The sequence below is a fragment of the Kitasatospora sp. NPDC089509 genome (genome assembly GCF_044749365.1).
Lineage (GTDB): Bacteria > Actinomycetota > Actinomycetes > Streptomycetales > Streptomycetaceae > Kitasatospora.
The window spans coordinates 62,287-84,597 of record NZ_JBIVHS010000006.1; the positions used below are offsets into that span (position 1 = coordinate 62,287).

A 22,311-nucleotide genomic window follows, 5' to 3' on the forward strand; every position below is an offset into this window, starting at 1 on the left:
CCCTGAGCTCCCCGGCTACAGGTAGTCGTCCAGGCGGCCGAGCGAGAAGCCGGCCGCGGTGACGTCGTTGACCACCTTGCGCAGCAGGTCCGGCATGGTGGCCTTCCAGTCGGAGACGCCCCTGAAGTGGGTGAGGATGATGTCGCCCGGGTGCAGCTTCCGGTCGTCGTAGCGCCACTCCATGTGGTCCGGGAAGGCCTCCTCGTTCCACAGCGGCACCGCCTGCACCCCGCAGGAGGCGGCCGCGCGCAGGGTGTCGTCGTTGTACTCGCCGTACGGGGGCCGGAAGAGCCGGGGGCGGACGCCGATCTGCTGCTCCAGCTGGTCCTGCTGGTTGCAGATCTCCTGGCGCTGGGTCTCGTAGTCGAGGACCTTGAGGTTGCGGTGGTTGATCGTGTGGTTGTTGATCTCCACGCCCTGCTTGTGCAGGTCCCGGTAGTAGCCGTAGTTGTCGCGGACGAGGTAGTCGGAGAGGAAGGCGCTGAGCGGGATCCCCAGCTCGGCGGCCATCTTGGAGAACTCCGGGTCCTTCTCGTAGCCGTCGTCGACGGTCAGGAAGACCACCTTGTCCTCGGTCGGCACCCGGAACACCACGGGCGGGCGGCCGTCCTTCAGCTTGACGCCCTGCACCGGGGTGAGGGCGGCCCGGGTGGCCGGGCGGGGCGGGGCCTTCAGCGGCGGGCGGTCCAGGCCCCAGTGCTGCGCGGCCGCCAGGGCGGCGCCGGCCGCGTCGGCCTGGCGGGCCTCCGCCGCGTTGCCGCCCTCCTCCTCCTGGCGGGCCAGCCCGGGGAGCAGCAGCGGAGCGGCCTCGGGCGCCGCGCCGACCTTGCCGGCGGCTCCGGCGGCGGGGGCGGGCTTCGGTTGGGCGGCGGGTCCGGCGCAGCCGGCGAGCACCGCGGTGAGGCAGACGGTGGCCAGCAGGCCGGTGCGGGCGCCGCGCCGCTGCTGACTTCCCCTCAAACCAGGGCTAGTGCGACAAACTGATGGTCCGTTCATAGCTGCTACTGCTCCCCCGCCGGGGACCCCCGTCAATCCCCCCGTCACCCACCCGGGGCAACGGCACGCCGCCCGCCTTGCCGTTCCTTTGCCGAACCCGCCGCGCGCGGCCGCCCCCCACGGGGCGCGCCCCGGCGCCCGGCCCGAAAACCCTTTGCGGCCACGGCCACCGGAAAAGGATCATGCGCGCATGACCGACCTCTGGACCATCACCACGGCCGACGTGACCTCCGCCGAGGCCACGGAGCTGCTGCGTGAGTACTACTACGACGTGGCCAACCGCTACTACCGCCTCCACCTGGGCCGGGAGGGCACCCCGGAGGAGCTGGAGTCCGGTCTCGCCGAGTCCCGCAGTGACGACCTGGCCGCCCCCACCGGTCTCTTCCTGCTCGGCCGGTACGAGGGCGCCGCCCAGTCCTGCGCCGGTCTGCGCCGCTACGACGCCACCACCGTCGAACTCACCCGGGTCTTCGTCCGCCCCGGCCTGCGCGGCACCGGCGGCGGCGCCCGACTGCTCGCCGCCGTCGACCGGGCCGCCCGCACCCTGGGCGCCGAGCGGATCGTCCTCGACACCCGGCTCGACCTGGTCGAGGCCCGCGCCCTCTACCTGCGCCACGGCTACCGGGAGATCCCGGCCTACGGCGACACCGGGCCCTACTCCGAGGTCTGGTACGGCAAGGACCTCACCGAGGTTCCCCAGCAGGCGAGTTGAGGCCCTGGCGAACTGAGGCCCTGGCGACTTGAGGCCTAGGGCGTGTCTGACAATTCGCGTCGGATCAGCGCGCGGCGTCGGGGTGCGTGCATCGCAAGGCGGAGGAGGGAGTCCATGCGGTGGGGGCACCTCCCGGCCGAAGGCTGGGGGCCATTGGCGACCGACGACAACGCGGCGAGGTGCGTGCCCCGACGCCGCGCGCCCGGCGGGAATTGTCAGACACGCCTTAGGAAGCCGCCGCCCGGCGCTCGACGGCCTCGGCCAGTTCGGCGGCCGAGGGCGGGGCGGCGCCGGGGCGGGAGACGGTCAGCGCGGCGGCGGTCACGGCCCGGGTGAGGCCCTCGGCGAGCCCGGCGCCGCGGCTCCGGGCGTCCAGCAGGGCGGCCATGAAGGAGTCCCCGGCGCCGACGGTGTCCGCGACCCGGACCGGGACGGCCGCCACCCGCTCCCGCCGGCCGTCCGCGGTGAGCGCGAAGGCGCCCGCCGCACCGAGGGTGACGGCGACCGTGCTCGGGCCGAGGGTGAGCCAGCGCTCGGCGACCGCCTCGACGGGCTCGCCCGGGTAGAGCCAGTCCAGGTCCTCGTCGCTCGCCTTGACCAGGTCGCTCAGCGCGACGCAGCGCTCGACCCGGCGGACGGCCGCCGCCCGCTCGCCCATCAGCGCGGGACGCACATTGGGGTCGTAGCTGACCCGCGCCCGCCCGCGCCAGCGCTCCACCAGGGCGAGCACCGCGGCGGCCCCCGGTTCGGTGACCGCGCCGATCGAGCCGAGGTGGATCGCGGCGGGGGCGGCCGGCAGGTCGGTCGGCGGCAGGGTCCAGCCGATGTCGAAGGTGTACTCGGCCCGCCCCTGCCCGTCCAACCGCACCAGCGCCGAGGGCGTCCGCGCCACGGCGGCGGCCCGGACCTCCACCCCGGCGGACTCCAGGTGGTCACGGATCAGCCGTCCGTTGGCGTCCGGCCCCAGCTCGGTGAGCAGCACCGCCGGCCGGCCCAGCCGGGCCAGGCCGTACGCGACGTTGGCCGGACTGCCGCCGGGGTGGACCCGGTCGGGGGCGCCGTCGGTGCGGACGATGTCGGCGACGCACTCGCCGATCACCAGGAGGGGTGCGGCGGGGCTGGTCACGGCGGGCTCCTGGCATCCGGTTCGCGGGCGTCGTCCGGGTCAGCCTACGCGGCGGCGCCCGCGAACCGTCAGGGCGCATGAGTACGGCCGCCGGACCTGGCCAGGTTCTCCGACGGCCGTGGCCCCGTCCGTCAGGGGGCGGAGCACTTCGAACGTTAGCCCCGGCCCGGGAGCGCCGCCAGCACCGTGGGCCGTCCGGGGGACGTCCGCGTGTCGGCACGGTCCGAGCCGTTCACCGGCGGTGGGAGCTGACGGTCCACTAGCATCCGTGCCCGGTGCGTCGCCCACGCACCGCCTCCCGCCCTCCCGGGATTCCGGGTCCCGGCCCCTGGAAGTGGTGATCTCCCTTGTCGAGGCCCCGCACCGCCCTCGTCCCGGCGCTCGTGCTCAGCGCGGCGCTGCTGTCCGCCAGTGCTCCGCCGGCCAACGCCTCCGACGGGCTGGGCGATCCGGTCTTCCCCACGCTCGGCAACACCGGGTACCGCGCCCTCGCCTACGACCTGTCCTTCGACTACCGGGCCGACACCCGGACCGTGGACGCCACCGCGGTGATCACCGCCCGGCCCACCCGGAACCTCGCCGAGCTGTCGCTGGACGCGCTCGGGCTGAACGTCCGCTCCGTCCGGGTCGACGGGCGCCCGGCCCGGTTCGCCACCCACGACGAGAAGCTGACCGTCACCCCGGCGCGGCCGCTGCACCGGGGCGCCACCGCGCGGCTGACCGTCGAGTACTCCGCCGACCCGCGCGCCGCGCTGCCGCACACCGGCTGGGTGCCGACCCCGAACGGCTTCGCGGTGGCCGGCCAGCCCGCGAGCGCCCACACCGTCTTCCCCTGCAACGACCACCCGGGCGACAAGGCCCGCTTCACCGTCGCGGTGACCGCGCCGGACGCCCTGCGGGGCGTCGCCAACGGCGAGTTGACGGCGACCGAGCCGCTCGGCGACGGCCGCACCACCCGGCGGTACGCCTCCCGCGAGCCGATGGCCACCGAGCTCGTCCAGGTCTCGGTCGGCGACTACACCGTGCGCGAGCGCCCCGGCCCGCACGGGCTGCCGCTGCGCGACGTCGTCCCGACCGCGCGGGTCGCCGACCTCGCCCCGGCCCTCGACCTCACCGCCGGCCAGGTCGAGTGGGCCGAGCGGCACTTGGGGCCGTTCCCGTTCGAGTCCTACGGCATCCTCCCGGCCGACACCGACGATCCGGCGGCCTTCGGGTTCACCGGGCTGGAGACCCAGACCCTCACCCTCTACAAGCCGAACTTCCTGCGCCAGGCCGAGCCGAAGATCGGCTCGCACATGATGCACGAGCTGGTGCACTCCTGGTTCGGCGACAGCGTCACCCCCGCCACCTGGGCCGACCTCTGGCTGAACGAGGGCCACGCGGACTTCTACGGTCTCACCTACCGCTACGAACGCGGCTGGCCGGACGCCTGGGGCGACACCACCCTGGTCGCCCGGATGCGCCGGATCTACGGCCTCGGCGACCAGTGGCGGCACGACTCCGGCCCGGTCGCCTCCCCCACCGCCGCCACCCTGTTCGACGACCAGCGCTACACCGGCGGCGCCCTGGTGCTCTACGCGCTGCGGGAGAAGGTCGGCGCCGACACCTTCGACCGGATCGAGCGCACCTTCCTGCGCGAGCACCGGCACGGCAACGCGACCACCCGGGACTACGTGCGCACCGCCTCCGAGGTGTCCGGGCAGGACCTCGGTGGCTTCCTGGACGACTGGCTGTACGGGCGGAGCACCCCGCCGATGCCGGGGCACCCGGACTGGACGGTGACGCCGGTGCCGACCGCTCCGTCGGCCACTCCGTCGGCCGCTTTCGCCGACGGGGCGCGGGCGGAGGGGCGCGGGGCGTCGGAGGGCACCGGGACGATCTGAGCGCGTTCGCGCGCTCCGGTCGGTTTTCGGACGGTCTGCCGCCGTTCGCCCACCGGAGCGCGCCACCTCACGCGTCCGGGCGCCCCCGTGCGCCCCTGGCCCTCCGGGAGTGCACGGGCCATGGTGGTCCCCACGGCCCGCCTGCCGCCCGGCCTAGCCCCGGCCGGCACGCGGGCCGTCCAGGCTCTCCCCGGGCCGTCGCGGATCCCCCGGCGGCCCGTAACCCTTGTGGCGCACGGTCGTTGGACCGGCCATGAAGAAGCGCAGCTTTCTCGCCGTCGCCTCGCTCGCCGTGGGTGTGGTGGCCTCGCTCACCGCGCCGAGTGCGCACGCCAGTGCCGTCGGCGGCCAGGACGGGACGCCCGGTCCGCTGACCACCGCGCCGGGCGCGGTGCCCGGGCAGGTCGGGGACGCGGGCGGCGTGGTCGGGCAGGCCACCGGGTACGTCACGGGCTCGGCGGACGGCCTGGTCCCGGTCACACCGGCGTAGCGCCTCGGCAGCACCCCGGGGTTCGGGGAGGGCTCGCGGTGCCCCTCCCCGAACCCCGGTCGGCTCAGGTGCGGACCAGGTACCAGCCGCCCATACCGGTGCACCCGGCGGCGTTGAAGTTGCCGAGGCGGTAGCCCGGCGGCACCGCGTACCCCCCGCAGACCAGCGTTCCGGGCCTGGCCACCACCTGGTACCAGGCGCCGACGCCCCCGCAGCCGTTGATGTTCCGGCCGGTGACCACGTAGCCGGACGGGATCGGCGAACCGCCGCAGGTCCACAGGCCGTCCTTGGCCAGCTGCATGAACCAGGCGTCGATGTTCTGACAGCCCATGCCGTTGTTCAGGTGGCCGGTGATGACGTAACCGGGCGGGATCGGCGAGGTGCCGCAGGTCCACAGCCCGTCCACGGGCAGCTGCAGGTACCAGGAGTTGAAGCCGTCACAGGCGGTCGGACGGTGGCCGGTGATGACGTAGCCGGGCGGGATCGGCGAGGTGGCACAGGTCCAGATGCCGTTCTGCACCGGCTGCTGGAACCACATGCCCGCGCCGCCGCACCCGTTGTTCGTGTGGTTGGTGAGGACGTAGCCCGGGGGCACGTTCGTGTTGCTGCAGACCCAACCGGTCCCGGCCGCGGCGGGTGCGGCGGAGGCGGTGCCGGCGGCGGCGCCGGTGAGGACGGCCGCGATCAGTGCGACCACCCCCAGCGCGGCGACGAGTCGACCCCGGAGGGTCGCCCAGGGCGAACGGTCCGGCAGTCGGTGATGCAGTTCGTTCACTTCACACCATTCCCATCAACAGGTCCTTCGCGTCCGCACGGTGGTCGTGTGAACGCCCGGTGGTGGAACTGGTGCGACCTTAGCAATAATTGGAACGATCCAAAGTGTCTAGCATGGGCATGACAGAAGATGGCCGGAAACGCACTCCGGGCCCGGTCGCGGAAGCGGACCGGGCCCGACTGACGACCCGTCAGGACGGTTGGGACGGAAGGGACTACGGGGACGGTCAGGGCATCGGGGCGCCGAGGTCCTGGGTCCAGAGGGGGCCGGCCGGGCCGGCGGCCACGCCGACGCCGATGTCCTTGAAGCCGCAGTCGAGCATGTTGGACTGGTGGATGCCGCCGTCCATCCAGCGGGCGAAGACGCTCGCCGCCGTGGTCGGACCCCGGTCGAGGTTCTCGCCCCACTGCGACCAGCGGTAGCCGGCCGCGGTGATCCGGGCGTCGGGGCGCAGGCCGTCGGGGTTGACGTGGTCGAAGAAGCCGCGGGCCGCCATGTCGTCGGCGTGCTTCTGGGCCGTGCCGTGCAGCCGGGGGTCGATCCGCAGCGGGGCACAACCCGCCTTGGCGCGTTCGGCGTTGACCAGGTCCACCAACTGCCGCTCCGGGTTGGGCAGCGGCGCGGCGGCGGTCGACCGGGCGGCGGTGGGCGAGGGCGTCGGGGTCGGGGTCGCGCTGGGGGTCGGCGTCGGGGTGGGCGTGGCGCTGGGGGTGGCCGACGGGGTCGCGGGGGCGGCCGCCGCGGTGTCCGGGGCCGCGGCCGGGACGGTGGGTTCGGGCGCCGCGGTGCTCGGCGGCTCGCTCTGCTGGGGCCAGACCAGGGCGAGGGTGGTGACGGCCACCGCGGCGGCCGCGCCGCTCGCCAGGACGGCCTTGCGGGCGGCGGTGCCGACCCAACCGCCGTGCGCGCCGGAGCCGGTGGCCGCGCCGGTACCCGTGCCCGTGCCCGTGCCCGCACCTGCCCCTGCCCCTGCGCCGCTCCCGGCGGCCGTCGCATGCCCGGCGGTCGCGGCGGTGGCCGCCGTGTGGTGGAGGTGCAGCAGGGTGGGCGAGGCCGACGGGAGCGGCACCATGGCGAGGCCCGCCAGCAGTCCCTCGGCGGGGAAGAGGTCGCGGCCCAGGCCGTCGCAGTCGGCGCAGCCACGGATGTGCCGGGCGATCCGCTTGCGCCAGACCGAGTTCGGGGTCCCGTCGAACCCGGCGGTGACCTCGACGAGTTGGGGGCAGCGCGGATAGGCGCCGAGGGCGCGGACCACGACCCGGCCGGCCTCCAGCTGCTTCTTCATCCGCTGGACCCGGACGGCGGCGTGCGCCTGGGTCAGGTCGAGGGCCTCGGCGAGCTCGGCGCGGCTGAGCTCGCCGCTCGCCTCCAGCCACCACAGGGCGAGCAGTTCGCGGTCGTCCGGATCCAGCCAGCGGGTGGCCTCGGCGACTTCCCGCCGCTGGCCGGACAGGCCCAGCCGCAGGATGGTCAGATCGGTGAAGTCGGCCCGGGGGTCGGGGACTTCCCAGGTCTCGTCCAGGCCGCCGACGGTGGGCTGCTGCTGTCCGGCGGCATGACGGCGACGGACCTGGTTCATGGTGATGGCGACCAGCCAGGACCGGAAGGACTCCGGGTCGCGGAGCCCGTCCAGGCCGTCCAGGGCGCGGATCATGGTCTCCTGGGCGACGTCGTCCACATCGGCGTGGCCGCCCAGGGCGCGGCCGGCCACGTTGTAGACGAGCGGCAGCCAGGCGGCGACCAGGGCCTCCTGGGCCTGCCGGTCACCTGCCTGTGCCGCGCGTACCAGGGTCGTCCCGGTCCTGTTCTGCACATCAGCGTTCATGGTCCGCACTCCGTCTTGCCGTCTGTCCGTCCGCCGCTGCCTCCTCGGAGACCTGCGGGGAGTGATCAGATAACAACAATGTGCGCGGAATCGGAAAATCGGACCGCCCGGGGGTGGCATCGAGCCCGCCCGGAGCGACCGGATCAGGCCGGGACGGGCCGGATCACGCCGGGGCCGCGAACACCTGGGTCCACCACGGGCCGTCGGTGCCGGTCCGCACGCCCACCCCGAGCTGCTTGAACGCGCAGTTCAGGATGTTGGCGCGGTGGCCCGGGCTGTTCATCCAGGCGTCCATCACCGCCGCCGGGTCCTTCTGGCCCCGGGCGATGTTCTCGCCCCAGGTGCTCCAGCGGTAGCCGGTGGCCTCGATCCGGTGGTCCGCGTGGTAGCCCTCCGGGCTGGCGTGGTCGAAGTAGTTGCGGTCGGCCATGTCGTCGCTGTGCGACTGGGCCGCACTGGCCAGTCGGGGCTCGGCGCTGACCGGGCCGCACCCGGCCTTGGCGCGTTCGACGTTGACCAGGTCGACGACCTGCTGCGCGTACCCCGGGGCGGCGCCACCGCCGGCCGGCGCGGCGGCGGGTGCGGCGGCGGCCCGCTGGGCGGCCACCGAAGTGCCGTTCGCGGCCGGGCGGGTGGCCGTCGGGCTCGCCTTGGCGGTGGCGGTGGGACGGGCCGTCGCGGTCGCCGTCGGGGTGGGCTGGGCCGTCGGCGAGGCCGTGGCGGTCGCGGTGGCCGTCGGGCTCGGGGTGGCCGACGGGTCGGTCGCGGTCGGGCTGCCCGAGGGCGGTTCGGCACCCGCCGGGCCCGCTCCCCCGGCGCCCGGCACCTGGATGCCGTCGTGCGTCCCGACCTCGGCGGCGATCAGCGAGTCGGCCGCGACCGCCTGCCCGGCGAGGTCCCGGTCCGCCTGCCCGCCGCCGAACGCCGCGTACCCCGCCCCGGCCAGCGCGGCGATCAGGCCCGTCCCGGCCACGGCGGCGACGACCGCGGTCACCGGCACGAACCCGCCGCGCCCGCGCCTCCGACGGCCGTGGCCGCGGTCGGCATGACGCTGGGCGGCCCGCCGCGCGGCCCGGCCACCCGGGCGGCCGCGACCGCCGCTCCCGCCGCCGGTCACCGGGATGATGGTCGTCCTGTCGTCGCTGTTCACGTGGCCACTGCTTTCTGTCCGGGCCGGCTGATCGGGTGCCGACACCTGGGAGACCCTCCGGCGGAGCGTCGATAACAGAAAGTCCGTACGAAGATCCGAACGAGGATCCGGCGGCCCGGTCACGGGTTCACCCGACGCCGTTCCCCGGGGCCATGTCGTAGGTGACGAACATCGTCCGGGTGGCGACCTGGTCGTACTTGCTGCGCGCCCGGTGGTTGTCGTCCGCCGTGATCCAGCGCACGGTGTTCCAGCCCCGCTCGGCGGCGATCTCCCGCAGCCGGGCCAGCAGCAGGTCCACCGCCCCGCCGCCGCGCACCCCGGGCGCCACGAACAGGTCGTCCAGGAACCCGCCGACCGCGCCGTGCAGCGGCCGGGAGAACGGCCGGAAGTGCGCCAGCCCGACCGGCGTCCCGTCGGCGTCCCGGACCAGCAGGCCCTCCAGCTCGTGCGCCGGGTCGTTGAGCCAGGACCACACCAGCTCGGCCTTCTCCTCCGGCATCGGCACCCGGTAGAACTCGCAGTACCCGCGGAAGAGTTCACGCCAACGCGGATAGTCACCGGCCTCCGGGGCGCCGACGGTCCAGGGGTGCACGGCTGCGGTGCTGCTCAACTCGGTCTCCTCGTACGGTCCAACGGGCGGGCCGACCCAGCATGACGGACCACCGGTGCCCCGCCGATCTCCACCGCGGCCAACACCGCCCGCCCCGCGCTCCATTCCGTCGGTGCCCCGGAAGGGTGAAATATGGCCCCCCGCATGGCCCTTCGCCGTAACCCATCGCCTACGGTGGGTCACCTCGACGGCACGGAACGGAGGTTCCCGGCAGTGGACGAACCGACGACGCGGTACCACAGCTACAGCTGGCAGGACGACGACGGGGCCCAGCACATCGTCCTCTACCCGGGCGAGGAGGAGGCCGACGAGGACGGCAAGGCGCGCCTGCGGGCCATGGCCGCCCGGGAGCTCGCGAACGCCCGGGCCGAAGAGGCCGAAGAGGTGGAAGGGGCCGACAAGGCGGAAGGGGCCGGCCCCGGCACGGCCCGCCGCGGCTCCGGCCGGCGCCGGTCCATCACGATCGACCTCGCCAACCCCCTGCCGCTGCCCGGCCCGCAGCTCGACCCGGAGTGGCTGCGGAGCTGGTGCGCGGAGACCGCCACGGCCCTCGCCGGGTTCACCCGCTCCTTCGCCGCGCGGTACGGCTTCCCGCCGGGCGAGCACACCGTGGCCCCGGCGACCGACCACACCCGGCGGGCCGCGGCGGAACTCGCCGAACTGCTGCCCGTGCCCCCCGACCTGGCGACGCTGCACCGGGTGCTCGACCGGGCGTCCCTGCCCGACGTCGACAACGGCTACTTCCTCCACCCGCCCGGGGCGGTGGCGGGGCACATCCTCGAATTCGGCACCCCCGCCGTCGAGGGCGACCGGCTGGCGCTGGTCTTCGGCAGCGACGGCGGCGGCCACCTGTTCGCGACCGGCCACACCGGACGGGTCTGGCGGTCGACCACGCCCTCCCACGACGGCGACTACGAGCACGTCGCCGACACCCTGGAGGACTTCCTGGAAGGTGTCGGCCGGCTGATCGCCGACCGGTGAACCCGGCTCAGGGGGGGCGGACTCCGGCCCGCCCCCAGGGGCGTCAGAGCCGCTCGGGCACCGGGTTGCCGACGGCCTCGATGGCCCGGCGGACCGGGACCTTCACCAGCACGGCGAACCCGATCACGAAGAAGACCAGCAGCGAGATGATCGCCGAACGGTAGCTGCCGGTGATCTCGTAGGCGAGGCCGAAGACCAGCGGGCCCATCCAGCTGGTGCCGCGGTCGCTGACCTTGTAGAGGCTGAAGTACTCGGCCTCCCGGCCCGCCGGGATGAGGTGCGAGAACAGCGAGCGCGACAGCGCCTGGCTGCCGCCGAGCACCAGGCCGATCATGCAGGCCAGGGCGTAGAACCAGGCGGGCTGGTGGGCGGGCATGAAGTAACCCAGCGCCAGCGTGACCACCCAGCCGACCAGCGAGCCCAGGATGGTCCGCTTGGCGCCGTAGCGCTGCGCGATCCGACCCAGCAGCAGCGCGCCGCCGATCGCCACGATCTGCACGATCAGCACGGCGGCGACCAGGGTGCCCTGCTCCATGCCGAGTTCCTCGCTGCCGTACAGCGAGGCCTGCGAGACCACGGTCTGGATGCCGTCGTTGTAGCAGAGGAAGGCGGCCAGGTAGAGCAGCGTCAGCGGGTGCTTGCGCATGCCCTTGAGCGTGCGGCCCAGCTCGCGCAGGCTGCCCGCGGCGGGCTGGTCGGGCGTGGCCGCGGCCCGCGCCCGGACCGCGCCGGCCCGGGACGGCAGCCGCAGCATCGGGACGATCGTGAACAGCGCCCACCACAGGCCGGCCGAGGCCAGGCAGATCCGCACCGCGGTGCCGGAGGAGAGCCCGAGCGCCTCGTGGCCCTGGAACAGCGCCAGGTTGGCGATCAGCAGCAGCCCGCCGCCCGCGTAGCCGTAGGCCCAGCCCTTGGAGGAGACGGCGTCCCGCTCGTCGGGGGTGGCCAGGCCCGGGAGGTAGGCGTAGGAGAGCGCGACGGACGTCGCGTAGGCGATGTTGGCGACCACCAGCAGCGCGCCGCCCAGCAGGTAGTTGTCGCCCTGGAGGAAGAACATCCCCATCGTGGCGAGCGCCCCGAGGTAGGCGAAGCCGCACATCAGCTCCTTGTGCCGCCCGGTGCGGTCGGCGACCGTACCGGTCAGCAGCATCACCGCGACCGAGATCAGCACGGAGAAGGAGACCGTGTACGGGAAGAACGATCCGGCCCGGATCGACAGGCCGAGCGGGTGCACGTCACCGGAGGCGTCGGCGGCGTTCTTGGCCACGTCGGTCAGGTACGGACCGAGGAAGACCGTCAGGACGGTGGCCGAGAAGGCGGCGTTCGCCCAGTCGTTGATGTACCAGCCGAACTGCATCCGACGCAGTTCACGACCGTCGCCGGCGGCTGCCGTGGGCGACGAGACGTCGTCCGGCAAGTGGTCCGTGGTGCTCATGGGGCCTCTATTCCACCGTGCTGGAGCCGCCGCCACCGTCCGTCCAGCAGCCGCGCTCGCCGAGGACGTCCCGCAGGACGTCGATGCGATCGGCCATGATGCCATCCACACCCAGGTCGAGGAGAGCCCGGATCCGTGTGGGATCGTCCACAGTCCACACGTGGACCTGCAGGCCGAGCCGGTGCGCGGCCCGGACGAAGGCCCGGTCGACCACCCTGATCCCCCGGTGCCGCTCGGGCACCTGGGCGCAGATCCCGGCGAACGGCGTCCCGGGTTCCGGCAGCAGCCGGCCCACGAGTGAGCGCAGCCGCAGCCGGGCCACCTCGCGCGGGCCCAGCGAGGTGGCCAGCCGGGGGCCGGCGGCGGCCCGCACGGCGGCGATCCGGCTGTCCGAGAAGCCGCCGACGCAGACCCGGTCCCAGGCGTTCGTCCGGCGGATCGCCTCGACCAGCGGGCCGACGGCGGGCGCCGCCTTCACGTCCACGTTGAAGCGGGCCGCGGGGAACGCCCCGAGCAGGTCCTCCAGCAGCGGCACCGGCTCGGTGCCCCCGATCCGGGCCCGTCGGACGGTCTCCCAGGGCAGCTCGGCCACCGCGCCGGCGCGGTCGGTCACCCGGTCGAGCCGGGAGTCGTGGAAGGCCACCAGCACGCCGTCCGCGGTGGCGTGCACGTCCGTCTCCAGGTAGCGGTACCCGAGCGCCACGGCCGCCTCGAACGCGGCCGTCGAGTTCTCCGGGTGCCCGAGCTCACCGCCCCGGTGCGCGAAGGCCAGCGGCCCCGGGTGGTCGAGGAAGGGGTGCATGTGCTGCTCCGAGCTGCAGGGGAGGGAACGCCGGCGCCGCCCGCTCCGACGGCGCCTCGGACCGCGCGCGTTACAGTATTACGTACCCTGTCAAGCAGTAACGGCGGCTGCCGGACGGGCCGCCGAGAATAAGATCCACTTCCCCACCGTTGCGGTTGGACGTCAGTGCAGGACGAACCGAACGAGGGGGAACATCACATGGTCGGGCTTTCGGACGGACCGATGACCTGGGTGATGGCCGGGGACAGCATCACCCAGGCCGCCTACCACACCCACGGCGCGCGCGGCTGGGTCGAGCACGTCCAGGAGCGGATCTGCTGGCAGTTGGGCCGGCGGACCGACGTGGTGGTGAACACCGGCGTGTGCTCCTGGCGGGCCACCGACGTGCTCGGGGCGTACGACCTCCTCGTCGGACGGTTCGCGCCGGACGTGCTGTCGCTGTCGCTGGGCACCAACGACGCGCGTGCCGGTCTGGAGGGGCTGGAACGGTTCCGCGACGCCATGCGCGAGATCATCGCCCGGTCCGCGGGCGCGCAGATCGTCCTGCACACGCCCCTGGTGGTCAGCCACGCCGGGCGCGCGGCCCGCGCCGAGCTGCCCGCGTACTGCCGGGTGGTCCGCGAACTCGCTGCCGAGACCGGCGCACTGCTCGTCGACCACGAAGCGCACTGGCTGGCCGCGTTCCCCGACGGCGAGGCGATCCCGTGGCTGGACGACCCCGCGCACCCCAACGCCGCCGGTCACCGGCAGTTGGCCGACCACACGCTGCGCACCCTGGGCCTGGGCGAGCTCACCGAGCTGTGAGGCCCCCGGTCCCCGCCGCGGGCCCGTCGGTGCCGCGCAGGTCGTAGAGGTAGGACCTGCCCGCCTTCCAGCTGCGCCAGGGGCCGAGCGTCGGGAACGCCCCCTCGCCGGTGCGGCCGGACAGCGGCCAGCCGTTGGCCGTCCCGTCCACGGTCACGGTGCACCAGCCGCGCTCGGGCAGCCAGAGACACCACAGGTCGAGGTCCAGGCGCTTGAACATCGGCCTGCCGTTGAACTCGCCGTCCCGGCGGTAGCGGTAGGTCAGGCCGTCCACCCGGCGCACGAACTCGATCGACACCGTCGCTCCCCTCGCCGGATCAACCATCGAAGGGCACAGGCTACTTCGCCGGCGGCGGGCCGGTGAGGCCGGCCGATGAGGCCGGCCGCGCGACGGTGTCCGTCGGGCGTCCGGCGAAGTACCGTGGACAAGGAAACGCAGTGCGCCGCAACGGCGTTCACACCTGGGAGCCGTTTCGGCCATTCTCGATCCGGCCGCCGTAGCCCTCCGTGGACGGACCAGTGGCGACTAGGTTGACCGTGACAACGAGAGGCGGCCGCCGGGCGGCCGGCGCCGCCCTGGCGAGAGGTGCCCGACATGCAGGTGAGCGTCGACCGGGACCGTTGCTGTAGCTCCGGCATGTGCGTGATGAACGCCCCGACGGTCTTCGACCAGGACGACCGGGACAGTTTGGTGACGGTACGTCAGGCAGTGCTGCTGCCCGAGCAGTTCGACGACGTGAGAATCGCCGCCGATCTCTGCCCGGGCCGGGCGATCACCGTCGTCGAGGACGATCCCGCGCAGACCGGGGCCTGACGGGCCCCGCCCGCCGGCCCCGCGGGCCCCGCGGGTCGTCGGGAATCTTCCTGGGCCCCCTGCACCCACGAGGACACCCGAGACGTGAGGAGACCCCCACCGTGACCACCACACCCACCGCCCCCGCCGTCCCGCTGCTGCCGGCCCCGCACTCCGGCGGCTGCCCGTTCGGCCCGCCGCCCGCGTACACCGGGGCCGCCGCCACCGCATCGATGACCAGGGCCGAGCTGCCCGACGGCGACCTCTGCTGGCTGGTCACCGGCTACGACGAGGTCCGCACCGTGCTGTCCGACCGCCGGTTCAGCGCCGATGTGCGCCACCCGGCCTTCCCGCTGCTGGTCGCCGGCGCCCGCGAGAAGCTGGTCACCGACAACCCGACCTTCCTGCGGCTCGACGACCCCGAGCACGCCCGCCAGCGCCGCATGGTCACCGGGGAGTTCCTGGTCAAGCGGGTGGAGGCGCTGCGCCCGGAGATCCAGCGGATCGTGGACGAGGCGCTGGACCGGATGACCGCGGACCGGACCACGGCCGACCTGGTCGCCGACTTCGCGCTGCCGGTGCCCTCGCTGGTGATCTGCCTGCTGCTCGGCGTGCCGTACGAGGACCACGACCGCTTCCAGGGCCTGAGCCGCACGATGCTCAGCCAGGAGAGCACCGTGGAGCAGCTCCGGCAGGCCCAGGAGGAGGTCCTGGACTACCTGACCGGTCTGGCGGCCCGCAAGCGCGCCGACCCGGAGGACGACATCCTCAGCCGGCTCGCGGTGCGCGACGACCTGACCCCGGAGGACGTCGCCGGCACCGGCGTCCTGCTGCTGATCGCCGGGCACGAGACGACCGCGAACATGATCTCGCTGTCGACCGCGCTGCTGCTGGAGCAGCCGGAGCAGATCGCCAGGCTGGCCGACCCGGCCGCGCTGCCCGGCGCGGTCGAGGAGCTGCTGCGCCTGCTGACCATCGTGCACACCGGGCTGCCCCGGGTGGCGGTGGAGGACGTGGAGCTGGGCGGGGTGACGGTCCGGGCCGGGGAGGGCGTGATCGCGATGCTGTCCACGGCCAACCGGGACCAGGAGGTGTTCGGCGGCACCGACCACCGGGCGACGGACGAGCTGGACCTGGGCCGGGACGCCCGGCGGCACCTGGCCTTCGGCTTCGGTGTGCACCAGTGCCTGGGCCAGCCGCTGGCCCGCGCCGAACTGCAGATCGCACTGGAGACGCTGTTCCGGCGGCTGCCGGGGCTGCGGCTGACCGGAGAGCGCGAGTTCCGCACCGAGTCGTTCATCTACGGGATGCGGTCGCTGCCCGTGACCTGGTGAACCGGAGGGCCGGTGGGCCGGTGACCTGGTGAACCGGTGGGCCGGTGAACCCGGCTGGCCCCGCCGCCCGGGCCGAGGCAGGCTGGAGGGGTGAGGGACAGACCCGGCCAGGCCGCGCCCGCGGTTCGGGCGCGCCGGGGCCGGCCGAGGAGACGGAGCCCGCGATGACCGACATGAGCGAACGCTCCGAAGTGAGCACCGACCGCGAGGAGGACGTCCGCGCCGCGGATCCGGAGGAGGGCATCACCTCGATGCAGAACCTGCACGCCCAGGACACCTCCCAGGCGGAGGGCGACCCCATGCTGGAAGAGCCCGGCGTGGAGTCCTGACCGTCCGGCACACCACTCCGAGCACACCGATCGGACCGCCCGGCAGAACCGGGCGGTCCCTGTGACCGCAGGTGTCGCTGCCGCGGCGGCGGCTCACCGGCGGGGGAGGATAGGCGCATGACCGAACACGATCAAAGCAACCGGCACGCCCGGCCGCCCGCGGACCCGCGCACCTCGTGGGCGACCTGGACCACCCAGTCGATCATCAGCGGCCCCGGCGGGGTCACCACCACCGAGGTCGGACCGATCTCCGGCGACCTCACCGTGCACACCACGTGGGTGGACGGCGAGGCGCGGCTGACCGTCCAGTACACCGGCGCACTGGACTGGTACACCGTCTCCGGCAGCCCGGTGACCGCGACGGACGAGAGCACCGCCCGGGCCATCCACCAGGCGATGGTGAACGGCGTCAAGGCCGGCCGCGGAGCGGTCGCCCCGCCCCCGGCCCTCGGCGGCTGAACCGGCCGGGCGGGCCGAACCGGCCGGACGAGCTGAACGAGCCGGCCGGCGGATCACCGGGTGGATCCCGCGCGGGACCTACTCGGTGATCTCCACACCGCGCCAGAAGGCCACCCGGCCCCGGATGTGCTCGGCCTCGGGCTTCGGGTCGGCGTAGTACCAGGCGGCGTCCGGATTGCTGTGCCCGTCCACCTGCACCGTGTAGTAGCCGGCGGTGCCCTTCCACCCGCACACCGTGGTGGTGTCGGAGGGCCGCAGGAACTCGGCCCGGACCGACTCGGCCGGAAAGTAGTGGTTGCCCTCGACGACGACGGTGTCCGCGCTCTCGGCGACGACCGTGCCCTGCCAACTCGCTGTGGTCATGCGGCGATTGTGCCCCACCGGCGGCCGCCCGGCGGGCGCTTCCGGGGGAATCCGGGGCTCAGGGCAGCGGGTGGGCGTGCACCGGCAGGTGCGGGGTCTGGTGGCCGCCGCTGGCGAGCATCCGGACCTCGCCCGCGTCGCTGATCTCGGCCCGGACGATCCCGCTGGCGTCCTCGTACACCGGGTGCCCGCCGGGGCCCTTGGCGCTGGTCCGGGTGACCTCCACCACATCCTGTGGGGCCTGGGTGCCGGGGCGGCCGGGGAAGGTGAGCGCGTAGCGGTCGGCGGGTTTCATGACCGGCTCCTGGTGTCGGCGGCTGGCTGTCACTGCGCCGTGGCCCCGACGGCCCGGGCGTGCGAGCCGCGGACCTCCAGCTCCCCGAGCAGCTGGGCGGTGGCCTCGGCCACCGCGTCCACGGCCCGGTCGAAGGCCTCGCGGTTGTGCGCCGCCGGGGCCCGGAACCCGGACACCTTGCGGACGTACTGCAGCGCGGCCGCGCGGAAGTCCTCCTCGTCGGCGTCGGGCGTGACGGGCGGGCGCAGCGTCTTGATGTTGCGGCACATGCCCCCAGTCTCGCGCGCCACGGCCGCCGGGGCGAACCCCTTCCGACCCCCTCCGCCACACCCGCGCTTTTCCGTCACCGGGGGCTGCTCGTCACACGGGGCTCACGAGGGCGTCATCCGGCCGGATTAGGATGCCCGGTGAACGAATCACCCCGCCGCGCACCGGTCCGGTCGCGGGCATCACCCCGGAGTCACCCCCTTGCCTCTCGCGCTGTTCGCGCTGGCCGTCACCGCTTTCGCCATCGGCACCACCGAGTTCGCCGCCATGGGGCTGCTCCCCCAGGTCGCCGACAGTCTGCACGTCTCCATCCCGCAGGCGGGCTGGCTGATCTCCGCGTACGCGCTGGGGGTCGTGATCGGCGCGCCGCTGCTCACCGCGCTGGCCGCCGGGAAGCCCCGCAAGGCGGTGCTGGTGGCGCTGGCCGCCCTGTTCGCGACCGGCAACCTGCTGTGCGCGGTGGCGCCCGACTTCTGGACGCTGGCCGCCGCCCGACTGGTCACCGGGCTGCCGCACGGGGCCTTCTTCGGCGCCGGGGCGGTGGCCGCCGCCGAGCTGGTGACGCCGGACCGGCGGGCCCGGGCGGTCGCGGTGATGTTCTCCGGGCTGACCGTCGCCAACATCGTCGGCGTCCCGGCCGCCACCCTGCTCGGCCAGCACCTGGGCTGGCGGGCGACCATGCTGGTGGTGGTGCTGATCGGGGCCGCCGGGACGCTCGCCATCGCCCGGCTGGTGCCAGCCCTGCCCTCCCCCGCCCAGTCCGGGCTCCGGCACGAGCTGCGGGTCTTCCGCAGCGGACAGCTCTGGCTGGCGCTGGCCACCGTGGTGGTCGGCTGCGGCGGCATGTTCGCCTGCTACAGCTACATCGCGCCGCTGCTCACCGAGGTCTCCGGCTACGGGACCGGCTCGGTGACCGGGGTGCTGGCGCTGTTCGGGGTCGGGATGACGATCGGCAACGTGCTCGGCGGCTTCGCCGCGGACCGGGCGCTGCGCCCGACGGTCTGCGTGTCCTTCCTGCTGCTCGCCGCGACGCTGGCGCTGTTCGCGGTGACCGCGCACGCCCGCTGGTCGGCGGCCGTCACGGTGGTGCTGATCGGGCTGTTCGGCTTCGCGATCGTCCCGGCGGTGCAGACCCTGGTGCTGCAGAAGGCGCGCAGCGCGCCCACCCTGGCCTCGGCGACCGTGCAGGGCGCCTTCAACCTGGCCAACGCCCAGGGGGCGTACTTCGGCGGGCTGGCGCTGAGCGCCGGGCTCGGCTGGACCTCGCCGACCCTGGTGGGCGCGGGACTGGCCCTGGCCGGCGCGGTGGTCGCGCTGCTGGCCTGGGCGGCCGACCGACGGCGGCCGGCGACGGTGCCGACCGAACCGGCGGCGGCCGCCGCCCCCGTGCCCACGGTCTGACGGTTCAGCTGTCCTGGCCGGCCTGGATGTCCCGGTGGGCGTCGGCGAGCAGTCGGTAGCCCTCGCCGTTGGCCTTGACGCCGGCCCGCTCCTCCTCGGTCAGCTCGCGGCGGACCTTGGCCGGGACGCCGGCGACCAGCGAGCCGGGCGGGACGTCCATGCCCTGGGTCACCACCGCGCCGGCCGCGACCAGCGAGCCGGCGCCGATCCGGGCGCCGTTGAGGATCGTGGCGCTCATCCCGACCAGCACGTCGTCCTCGACGGTGCAGCCGTGCAGCACCGCGTTGTGGCCGACCGAGATCCGCTCGCCGACCACCAGCGGGAAGCCGGGGTCGGCGTGCAGGGTGCAGTTGTCCTGGATGTTGCTGCCCGCGCCGACGCTGATCGACTCGGCGTCGCCGCGCAGCACCGCGCCGTACCAGATGCTCGCCCCGGCGCCGACCGTGACGTCCCCGATCACGACGGCGTTGGGCGCGACGAAGGCGCTCGGGTCGACGGCGGGCGACTTGCCCCCGACGGCGGCGATCAGCGGTTCTGCCATGGCTCGTCCTCCTGGTGGTTGCGCGGCTGCGGCTGCACTGCCGCCGGTCAGCGTAGGGGGCGGGTCAGGGCGTGCTGCGGCCGAGGTCCCCGGTGCCGCACAGGGCGGTGGTGGTCAGCCGGTTCACGGCGGCCTCGGCGCCGGCCCCGTCGGAGACGTCGTAGACGGTGACGGCGGAGGCGAACTGCCGCCTGCCGTCGGCCGAGCCGAGCATCTCGGTGCTGTAGCCGGGGATGCCGCCGGCGTGGCCCCAGAAGGTGCCGCACGGGGTGTCCACGCGCTGGAGGCCGAGGCCGTAGGCGCGGCCGCCGCCGATGTCGGTGGTGCGCTGCATCTCGGCGAGTTCGGCCGGGGGCAGCAGCCGGCCGCCGAGCAGGGCGCCGATGAAGGTGGTGAGGTCGGCGGTGGTGGAGATGCCGGCGCCGGCCGAACCGGCCATCGAGGGGTCGAGCAGGGTGACGTCGACCGGGCCGGTGGCGGTCTTGAGGTAGCCGCGGGCGTGCGGGCCGGGGATGAAGGGCGAGTGGTCGGGCATCGAGGTGCCGGTGAGGTGGAGCGGGCGGATGATCCGGCGGGTGACCTCCTCCTGCCAGGGGTGGCCGGTGAGCTTCTCGATGATCATCCCGACCAGTTCGTAGTTGGTGTTGGAGTAGCGCCAGTCCCGGCCCGGTGGGAAGGCGGGCGGGTACTTGTTCGCGATGTCGACCAGGTCCCGGAGGGCGTACGGCTGGAACCGGCCGTCGTCCTGCCAGTCCTGGGTGGTGTCGTCGAAGGCCGGGTCCTGGGTGTAGTCGGCGACGCCGCTGGTGTGGTTCATCACCTGCCGGACGGTGATCGCGGTGCTGTTCGGGACGATGCCGGGCAGCAGGCACTCCAGCCGGTCGTCGAGGTCCAGCCGCCGTTCGTCGACCAGTTGGAGCAGGGTGGTGGCGACGAAGGTCTTGGTGATGCTGCCGATCCGGAACCGGCCCTCGGGGTCGGCCGGCCGGCCGGTGGCGAGGTCGGCGACGCCGGTGGCGTTGCGCCAGAGCAGTCGGCCGTCCTCCCGGACGGCGCCGAGGGCGGAGGTGCCGTAGCCGGGGCCGGTGAGTCCGGCCAGGGCGGCGTCGGCGGCCGCCCAGTCGCTCCGGCCGGCGGCGGAGTCCGCCCGGTCGGGGCGGTCGGCGGCGGTGAGGTGGAGGGCGCCGTGGCAGCCTGCGGCCGGTGCCCGGTCGGCGGGTCCGGCGACGGCGGCCGGGGCGAGGGTGGCGAGCAGTCCGGCGCCGGCGGCGAGCGTGACGGCGGCGCGCAGCACCGGGCGGCGGCGCAGCCTTCGGTGCGGGGCGGTCGGTTCGGTGGTCATCCGGGCTCCCTGGGTCGGCCGGCCGGAGTCGTCAACTCCGGCTGCGTCCATGCTGGTTGACATGGTTGCTGACATGGTCGTTGCCACCATGGCAGCCGCCCGGACGGCGGTCGTCAGCCTCGGGAGGGCCGGTACCCCTGAGCGGGGTCCGGGGCCGTACCCCGAGCTTTCTCGGGGTACGGCCGGATGGCGGTCAGGCCACCGGGGCCTTGGTGCGCAGGACCTCGATGAAGGCGCGCAGCCAGGCCGGGTGGTCGGGCCAGGCACGGGCCGAGACGACCACGCCGTCCACCACCGCCTCGGCGTCGACGAACTCGGCGCCGGCCGCCTTGACGTCGGGGGCGAGCGCGGGGTAGGCGGAGGTGCGGCGGCCGTCCAGCACCCCGGCGGCGGCGGTGATCAGCGGGCCGTGGCAGATCTGGGCGACTGGCTTGTCCCCGGCGAAGAAGTGCCGGGCGATCCGCTGCACGTCCGGGTCGTTGCGCAGGTACTCGGGGGCGCGGCCGCCGGGGATGACCAGGGCGACGTAGTCGGCCGGGTCGACGTCGGCGAAGGCGAGGTCGGCGGGCCAGGTGTAGCCGGGCTTCTCCGTGTACGTGTCGTAGCCGTCCACGAAGTCGTGCACCACGAACTGCAGGCGCTTCTTGGTCGGGGCCGCGATGTCGACCTGGTAGCCCTCCTCGCGCAGCCGCTGGTAGGGGTAGAACACCTCCAGCGACTCGGCGGCGTCCCCGGTGACGAGCAGGATCTTCGATGTCATCGCCGACATCCCTCCATGTGATCGAGCGTCAGAACCGTTACCGGCCCGGGGCGGTGGCCGTCCTCGGCCGCCGGGCGCGGGCCCGGTCCAAACTCCCGTACCCGGCGTGCCGTTGGCAACCGGGCGCACCAGGCGCACCACGGCGCGTGGTACGGCTCGCGCGCCGGCCGTGAGCCGCGCGCGCCGGTCCCGTCGGAAGGTACGGGGGTCCGGCGCCCGGCTGTGGCCCCCGCTCGGGCGGGTCCTAGACTCCTGCTGCCCGGCACCCGACGCCTCCGGAGGAGCCCCATGACCGACCGCACCACCTACCTCGTCCTCCCCGGGTACCAGAACTCCGGCCCCGCGCACTGGCAGACCCGGTGGGAGGCCGCCGAGCCGGAGTCCTTCCAGCGGGTCCGGCAGGCGGACTGGGACCGCCCCGAGCAGGAGGACTGGGTGGCCCGGGTGGACGCGGCGGTGGCCGCGGCCGCCGCCGAGGGGCCGGTGGTGCTGGTGGCGCACAGTCTGGGCTGCGTCACGGCGGCCCGCTGGGTGGCCGGCGCCGGCGCCGGGCGGACCGCCGCCGTCCGGGGAGCGCTGCTGGTCGCCCCCGCCGACGTCGACACCGCCGAGGTGCCGGAGCTGACCGGTTTCCGGCCGGTGGCGCTGGAGCGGTTCCCGTTCCCGGCCGTGGTGGTCTCCTCCACCGACGACCCGTGGGTGACCCCGGAACGGGCCCGCGCGTTCGCCCGGGCGTGGGGCGCCCGGTACGTCGAGCCGGGCGCCTACGGACACCTCAACTCGGACTCCGGGCTGGGTGACTGGCCGGAGGGCCGGAAACTGCTCGCGGAGCTGTGAA

At 74.3% G+C, this 22,311-nt stretch carries 26 protein-coding genes; 11 read left to right on the forward strand and 15 right to left on the reverse strand.

Going from position 1 to position 22,311, the window contains the following annotated elements:
• Positions 1-15 precede the first annotated feature (15 nt).
• Entirely contained in the window at positions 16-960 is a 945-nt protein-coding gene (locus ACIP4P_RS14745; protein ID WP_400917900.1) for a polysaccharide deacetylase family protein, read from the reverse strand.
• 226 nt (positions 961-1,186) lie between these two features.
• On the opposite strand from ACIP4P_RS14745, the gene ACIP4P_RS14750 reads away from it, so the two are divergent.
• Entirely contained in the window at positions 1,187-1,708 is a 522-nt protein-coding gene (locus ACIP4P_RS14750; protein ID WP_400917902.1) for a GNAT family N-acetyltransferase, read from the forward strand.
• Between the two features lie 226 nt (positions 1,709-1,934).
• Here ACIP4P_RS14750 and ACIP4P_RS14755 read toward each other — a convergent pair whose 3' ends face one another.
• A complete protein-coding gene (locus ACIP4P_RS14755) occupies positions 1,935-2,834 on the reverse strand; it encodes a carbohydrate kinase (protein ID WP_400917904.1) in 900 nt (299 codons plus the stop codon).
• A 347-nt stretch (positions 2,835-3,181) separates the two neighbouring features.
• Here ACIP4P_RS14755 and ACIP4P_RS14760 point away from each other — a divergent pair, with 347 nt between their 5' ends.
• Positions 3,182-4,717, forward strand: a complete 1,536-nt coding sequence (locus ACIP4P_RS14760; protein WP_400917906.1) for a M1 family metallopeptidase — start codon at positions 3,182-3,184, stop codon at positions 4,715-4,717.
• A 253-nt stretch (positions 4,718-4,970) separates the two neighbouring features.
• Entirely contained in the window at positions 4,971-5,207 is a 237-nt protein-coding gene (locus ACIP4P_RS14765; protein WP_400917907.1) for a hypothetical protein, read from the forward strand.
• Positions 5,208-5,271: 64 nt separating this feature from the next.
• Here ACIP4P_RS14765 and ACIP4P_RS14770 read toward each other — a convergent pair whose 3' ends face one another.
• From ACIP4P_RS14770 to ACIP4P_RS14785, 4 genes are all read right to left on the reverse strand, one after another.
• A complete protein-coding gene (locus ACIP4P_RS14770; protein ID WP_400917908.1) occupies positions 5,272-5,982 on the reverse strand; it encodes a hypothetical protein in 711 nt (236 codons plus the stop codon).
• Between the two features lie 226 nt (positions 5,983-6,208).
• Positions 6,209-7,807 (reverse strand): sigma-70 family RNA polymerase sigma factor, encoded by a 1,599-nt coding sequence (locus ACIP4P_RS14775; protein ID WP_400917910.1) that lies wholly within the window; start codon positions 7,805-7,807, stop codon positions 6,209-6,211.
• A 163-nt stretch (positions 7,808-7,970) separates the two neighbouring features.
• Positions 7,971-8,957, reverse strand: a complete 987-nt coding sequence (locus ACIP4P_RS14780; protein ID WP_400917912.1) for a CAP domain-containing protein — start codon at positions 8,955-8,957, stop codon at positions 7,971-7,973.
• Positions 8,958-9,084: 127 nt separating this feature from the next.
• Complete coding sequence (locus tag ACIP4P_RS14785) at positions 9,085-9,567, reverse strand: GNAT family N-acetyltransferase (protein WP_400917914.1); 483 nt, start codon at positions 9,565-9,567, stop codon at positions 9,085-9,087.
• A 213-nt stretch (positions 9,568-9,780) separates the two neighbouring features.
• On the opposite strand from ACIP4P_RS14785, the gene ACIP4P_RS14790 reads away from it, so the two are divergent.
• Positions 9,781-10,548: a hypothetical protein gene (locus ACIP4P_RS14790; protein WP_400917916.1), complete on the forward strand. Its 768-nt coding sequence runs from the start codon at positions 9,781-9,783 to the stop codon at positions 10,546-10,548.
• 43 nt (positions 10,549-10,591) lie between these two features.
• On the opposite strand, the gene ACIP4P_RS14795 is transcribed toward ACIP4P_RS14790, so the two are convergent.
• Together ACIP4P_RS14795 and ACIP4P_RS14800 are read right to left on the reverse strand one after the other, a co-directional pair.
• Positions 10,592-11,983, reverse strand: coding sequence for an MFS transporter (locus ACIP4P_RS14795; protein ID WP_400917918.1), 1,392 nt, complete (start codon positions 11,981-11,983; stop codon positions 10,592-10,594).
• A 7-nt stretch (positions 11,984-11,990) separates the two neighbouring features.
• The gene (locus ACIP4P_RS14800; RefSeq protein WP_400917920.1) at positions 11,991-12,785 is read right to left on the reverse strand and encodes a glycerophosphodiester phosphodiesterase; all 795 of its coding nucleotides are present in this window, start codon (positions 12,783-12,785) and stop codon (positions 11,991-11,993) included.
• 198 nt (positions 12,786-12,983) lie between these two features.
• Between ACIP4P_RS14800 and ACIP4P_RS14805 the strand changes: the two genes are divergently transcribed.
• Complete coding sequence (locus ACIP4P_RS14805) at positions 12,984-13,589, forward strand: GDSL-type esterase/lipase family protein (protein WP_350512201.1); 606 nt, start codon at positions 12,984-12,986, stop codon at positions 13,587-13,589.
• Here the strand turns inward: ACIP4P_RS14805 and ACIP4P_RS14810 are convergent.
• On the reverse strand, positions 13,576-13,887 hold the full coding sequence (locus ACIP4P_RS14810) for a hypothetical protein (RefSeq protein WP_400917922.1): 312 nt from the start codon (positions 13,885-13,887) through the stop codon (positions 13,576-13,578). The two genes, ACIP4P_RS14805 and ACIP4P_RS14810, sit on opposite strands and share 14 nt — an antisense overlap.
• 297 nt (positions 13,888-14,184) lie before the next feature.
• Between ACIP4P_RS14810 and ACIP4P_RS14815 the strand changes: the two genes are divergently transcribed.
• From ACIP4P_RS14815 to ACIP4P_RS14830, 4 genes are all read left to right on the forward strand, one after another.
• Positions 14,185-14,403 carry a ferredoxin gene (locus ACIP4P_RS14815; RefSeq protein ID WP_400917924.1) on the forward strand — a complete coding sequence of 73 codons (219 nt, stop codon included), beginning with the start codon at positions 14,185-14,187 and terminating at the stop codon, positions 14,401-14,403.
• A gap of 101 nt (positions 14,404-14,504) precedes the next feature.
• Positions 14,505-15,716, forward strand: a complete 1,212-nt coding sequence (locus tag ACIP4P_RS14820) for a cytochrome P450 (RefSeq protein WP_400917926.1) — start codon at positions 14,505-14,507, stop codon at positions 15,714-15,716.
• A 164-nt stretch (positions 15,717-15,880) separates the two neighbouring features.
• Complete coding sequence (locus ACIP4P_RS14825) at positions 15,881-16,045, forward strand: hypothetical protein (protein ID WP_400917928.1); 165 nt, start codon at positions 15,881-15,883, stop codon at positions 16,043-16,045.
• A 117-nt stretch (positions 16,046-16,162) separates the two neighbouring features.
• A complete protein-coding gene (locus ACIP4P_RS14830; protein ID WP_400917930.1) occupies positions 16,163-16,504 on the forward strand; it encodes a hypothetical protein in 342 nt (113 codons plus the stop codon).
• A gap of 78 nt (positions 16,505-16,582) precedes the next feature.
• On the opposite strand, the gene ACIP4P_RS14835 is transcribed toward ACIP4P_RS14830, so the two are convergent.
• The 3 genes from ACIP4P_RS14835 to ACIP4P_RS14845 are packed head-to-tail and all read right to left on the reverse strand — an operon-like array spanning position 16,583 to position 17,431.
• Complete coding sequence (locus ACIP4P_RS14835; RefSeq protein WP_350512206.1) at positions 16,583-16,867, reverse strand: DUF427 domain-containing protein; 285 nt, start codon at positions 16,865-16,867, stop codon at positions 16,583-16,585.
• Between the two features lie 58 nt (positions 16,868-16,925).
• Positions 16,926-17,162, reverse strand: coding sequence for a DUF6296 family protein (locus ACIP4P_RS14840; RefSeq protein ID WP_400917932.1), 237 nt, complete (start codon positions 17,160-17,162; stop codon positions 16,926-16,928).
• 29 nt (positions 17,163-17,191) lie between these two features.
• Complete coding sequence (locus ACIP4P_RS14845; RefSeq protein WP_400917934.1) at positions 17,192-17,431, reverse strand: DUF2277 domain-containing protein; 240 nt, start codon at positions 17,429-17,431, stop codon at positions 17,192-17,194.
• A gap of 199 nt (positions 17,432-17,630) precedes the next feature.
• Here ACIP4P_RS14845 and ACIP4P_RS14850 point away from each other — a divergent pair, with 199 nt between their 5' ends.
• The gene (locus ACIP4P_RS14850; protein WP_400917936.1) at positions 17,631-18,830 is read left to right on the forward strand and encodes an MFS transporter; all 1,200 of its coding nucleotides are present in this window, start codon (positions 17,631-17,633) and stop codon (positions 18,828-18,830) included.
• A 4-nt stretch (positions 18,831-18,834) separates the two neighbouring features.
• On the opposite strand, the gene ACIP4P_RS14855 is transcribed toward ACIP4P_RS14850, so the two are convergent.
• From ACIP4P_RS14855 to ACIP4P_RS14865, 3 genes are all read right to left on the reverse strand, one after another.
• Positions 18,835-19,371 carry a gamma carbonic anhydrase family protein gene (locus ACIP4P_RS14855; protein ID WP_400917938.1) on the reverse strand — a complete coding sequence of 179 codons (537 nt, stop codon included), beginning with the start codon at positions 19,369-19,371 and terminating at the stop codon, positions 18,835-18,837.
• A gap of 64 nt (positions 19,372-19,435) precedes the next feature.
• Positions 19,436-20,713, reverse strand: a complete 1,278-nt coding sequence (locus ACIP4P_RS14860; protein WP_400917940.1) for a serine hydrolase domain-containing protein — start codon at positions 20,711-20,713, stop codon at positions 19,436-19,438.
• Positions 20,714-20,906: 193 nt separating this feature from the next.
• Positions 20,907-21,473 (reverse strand): DJ-1/PfpI family protein, encoded by a 567-nt coding sequence (locus tag ACIP4P_RS14865; protein ID WP_350512212.1) that lies wholly within the window; start codon positions 21,471-21,473, stop codon positions 20,907-20,909.
• 288 nt (positions 21,474-21,761) lie between these two features.
• On the opposite strand from ACIP4P_RS14865, the gene ACIP4P_RS14870 reads away from it, so the two are divergent.
• Positions 21,762-22,310 carry an RBBP9/YdeN family alpha/beta hydrolase gene (locus tag ACIP4P_RS14870; protein ID WP_400917942.1) on the forward strand — a complete coding sequence of 183 codons (549 nt, stop codon included), beginning with the start codon at positions 21,762-21,764 and terminating at the stop codon, positions 22,308-22,310.
• The last annotated feature ends 1 nt before the right edge of the window (position 22,311 follow it).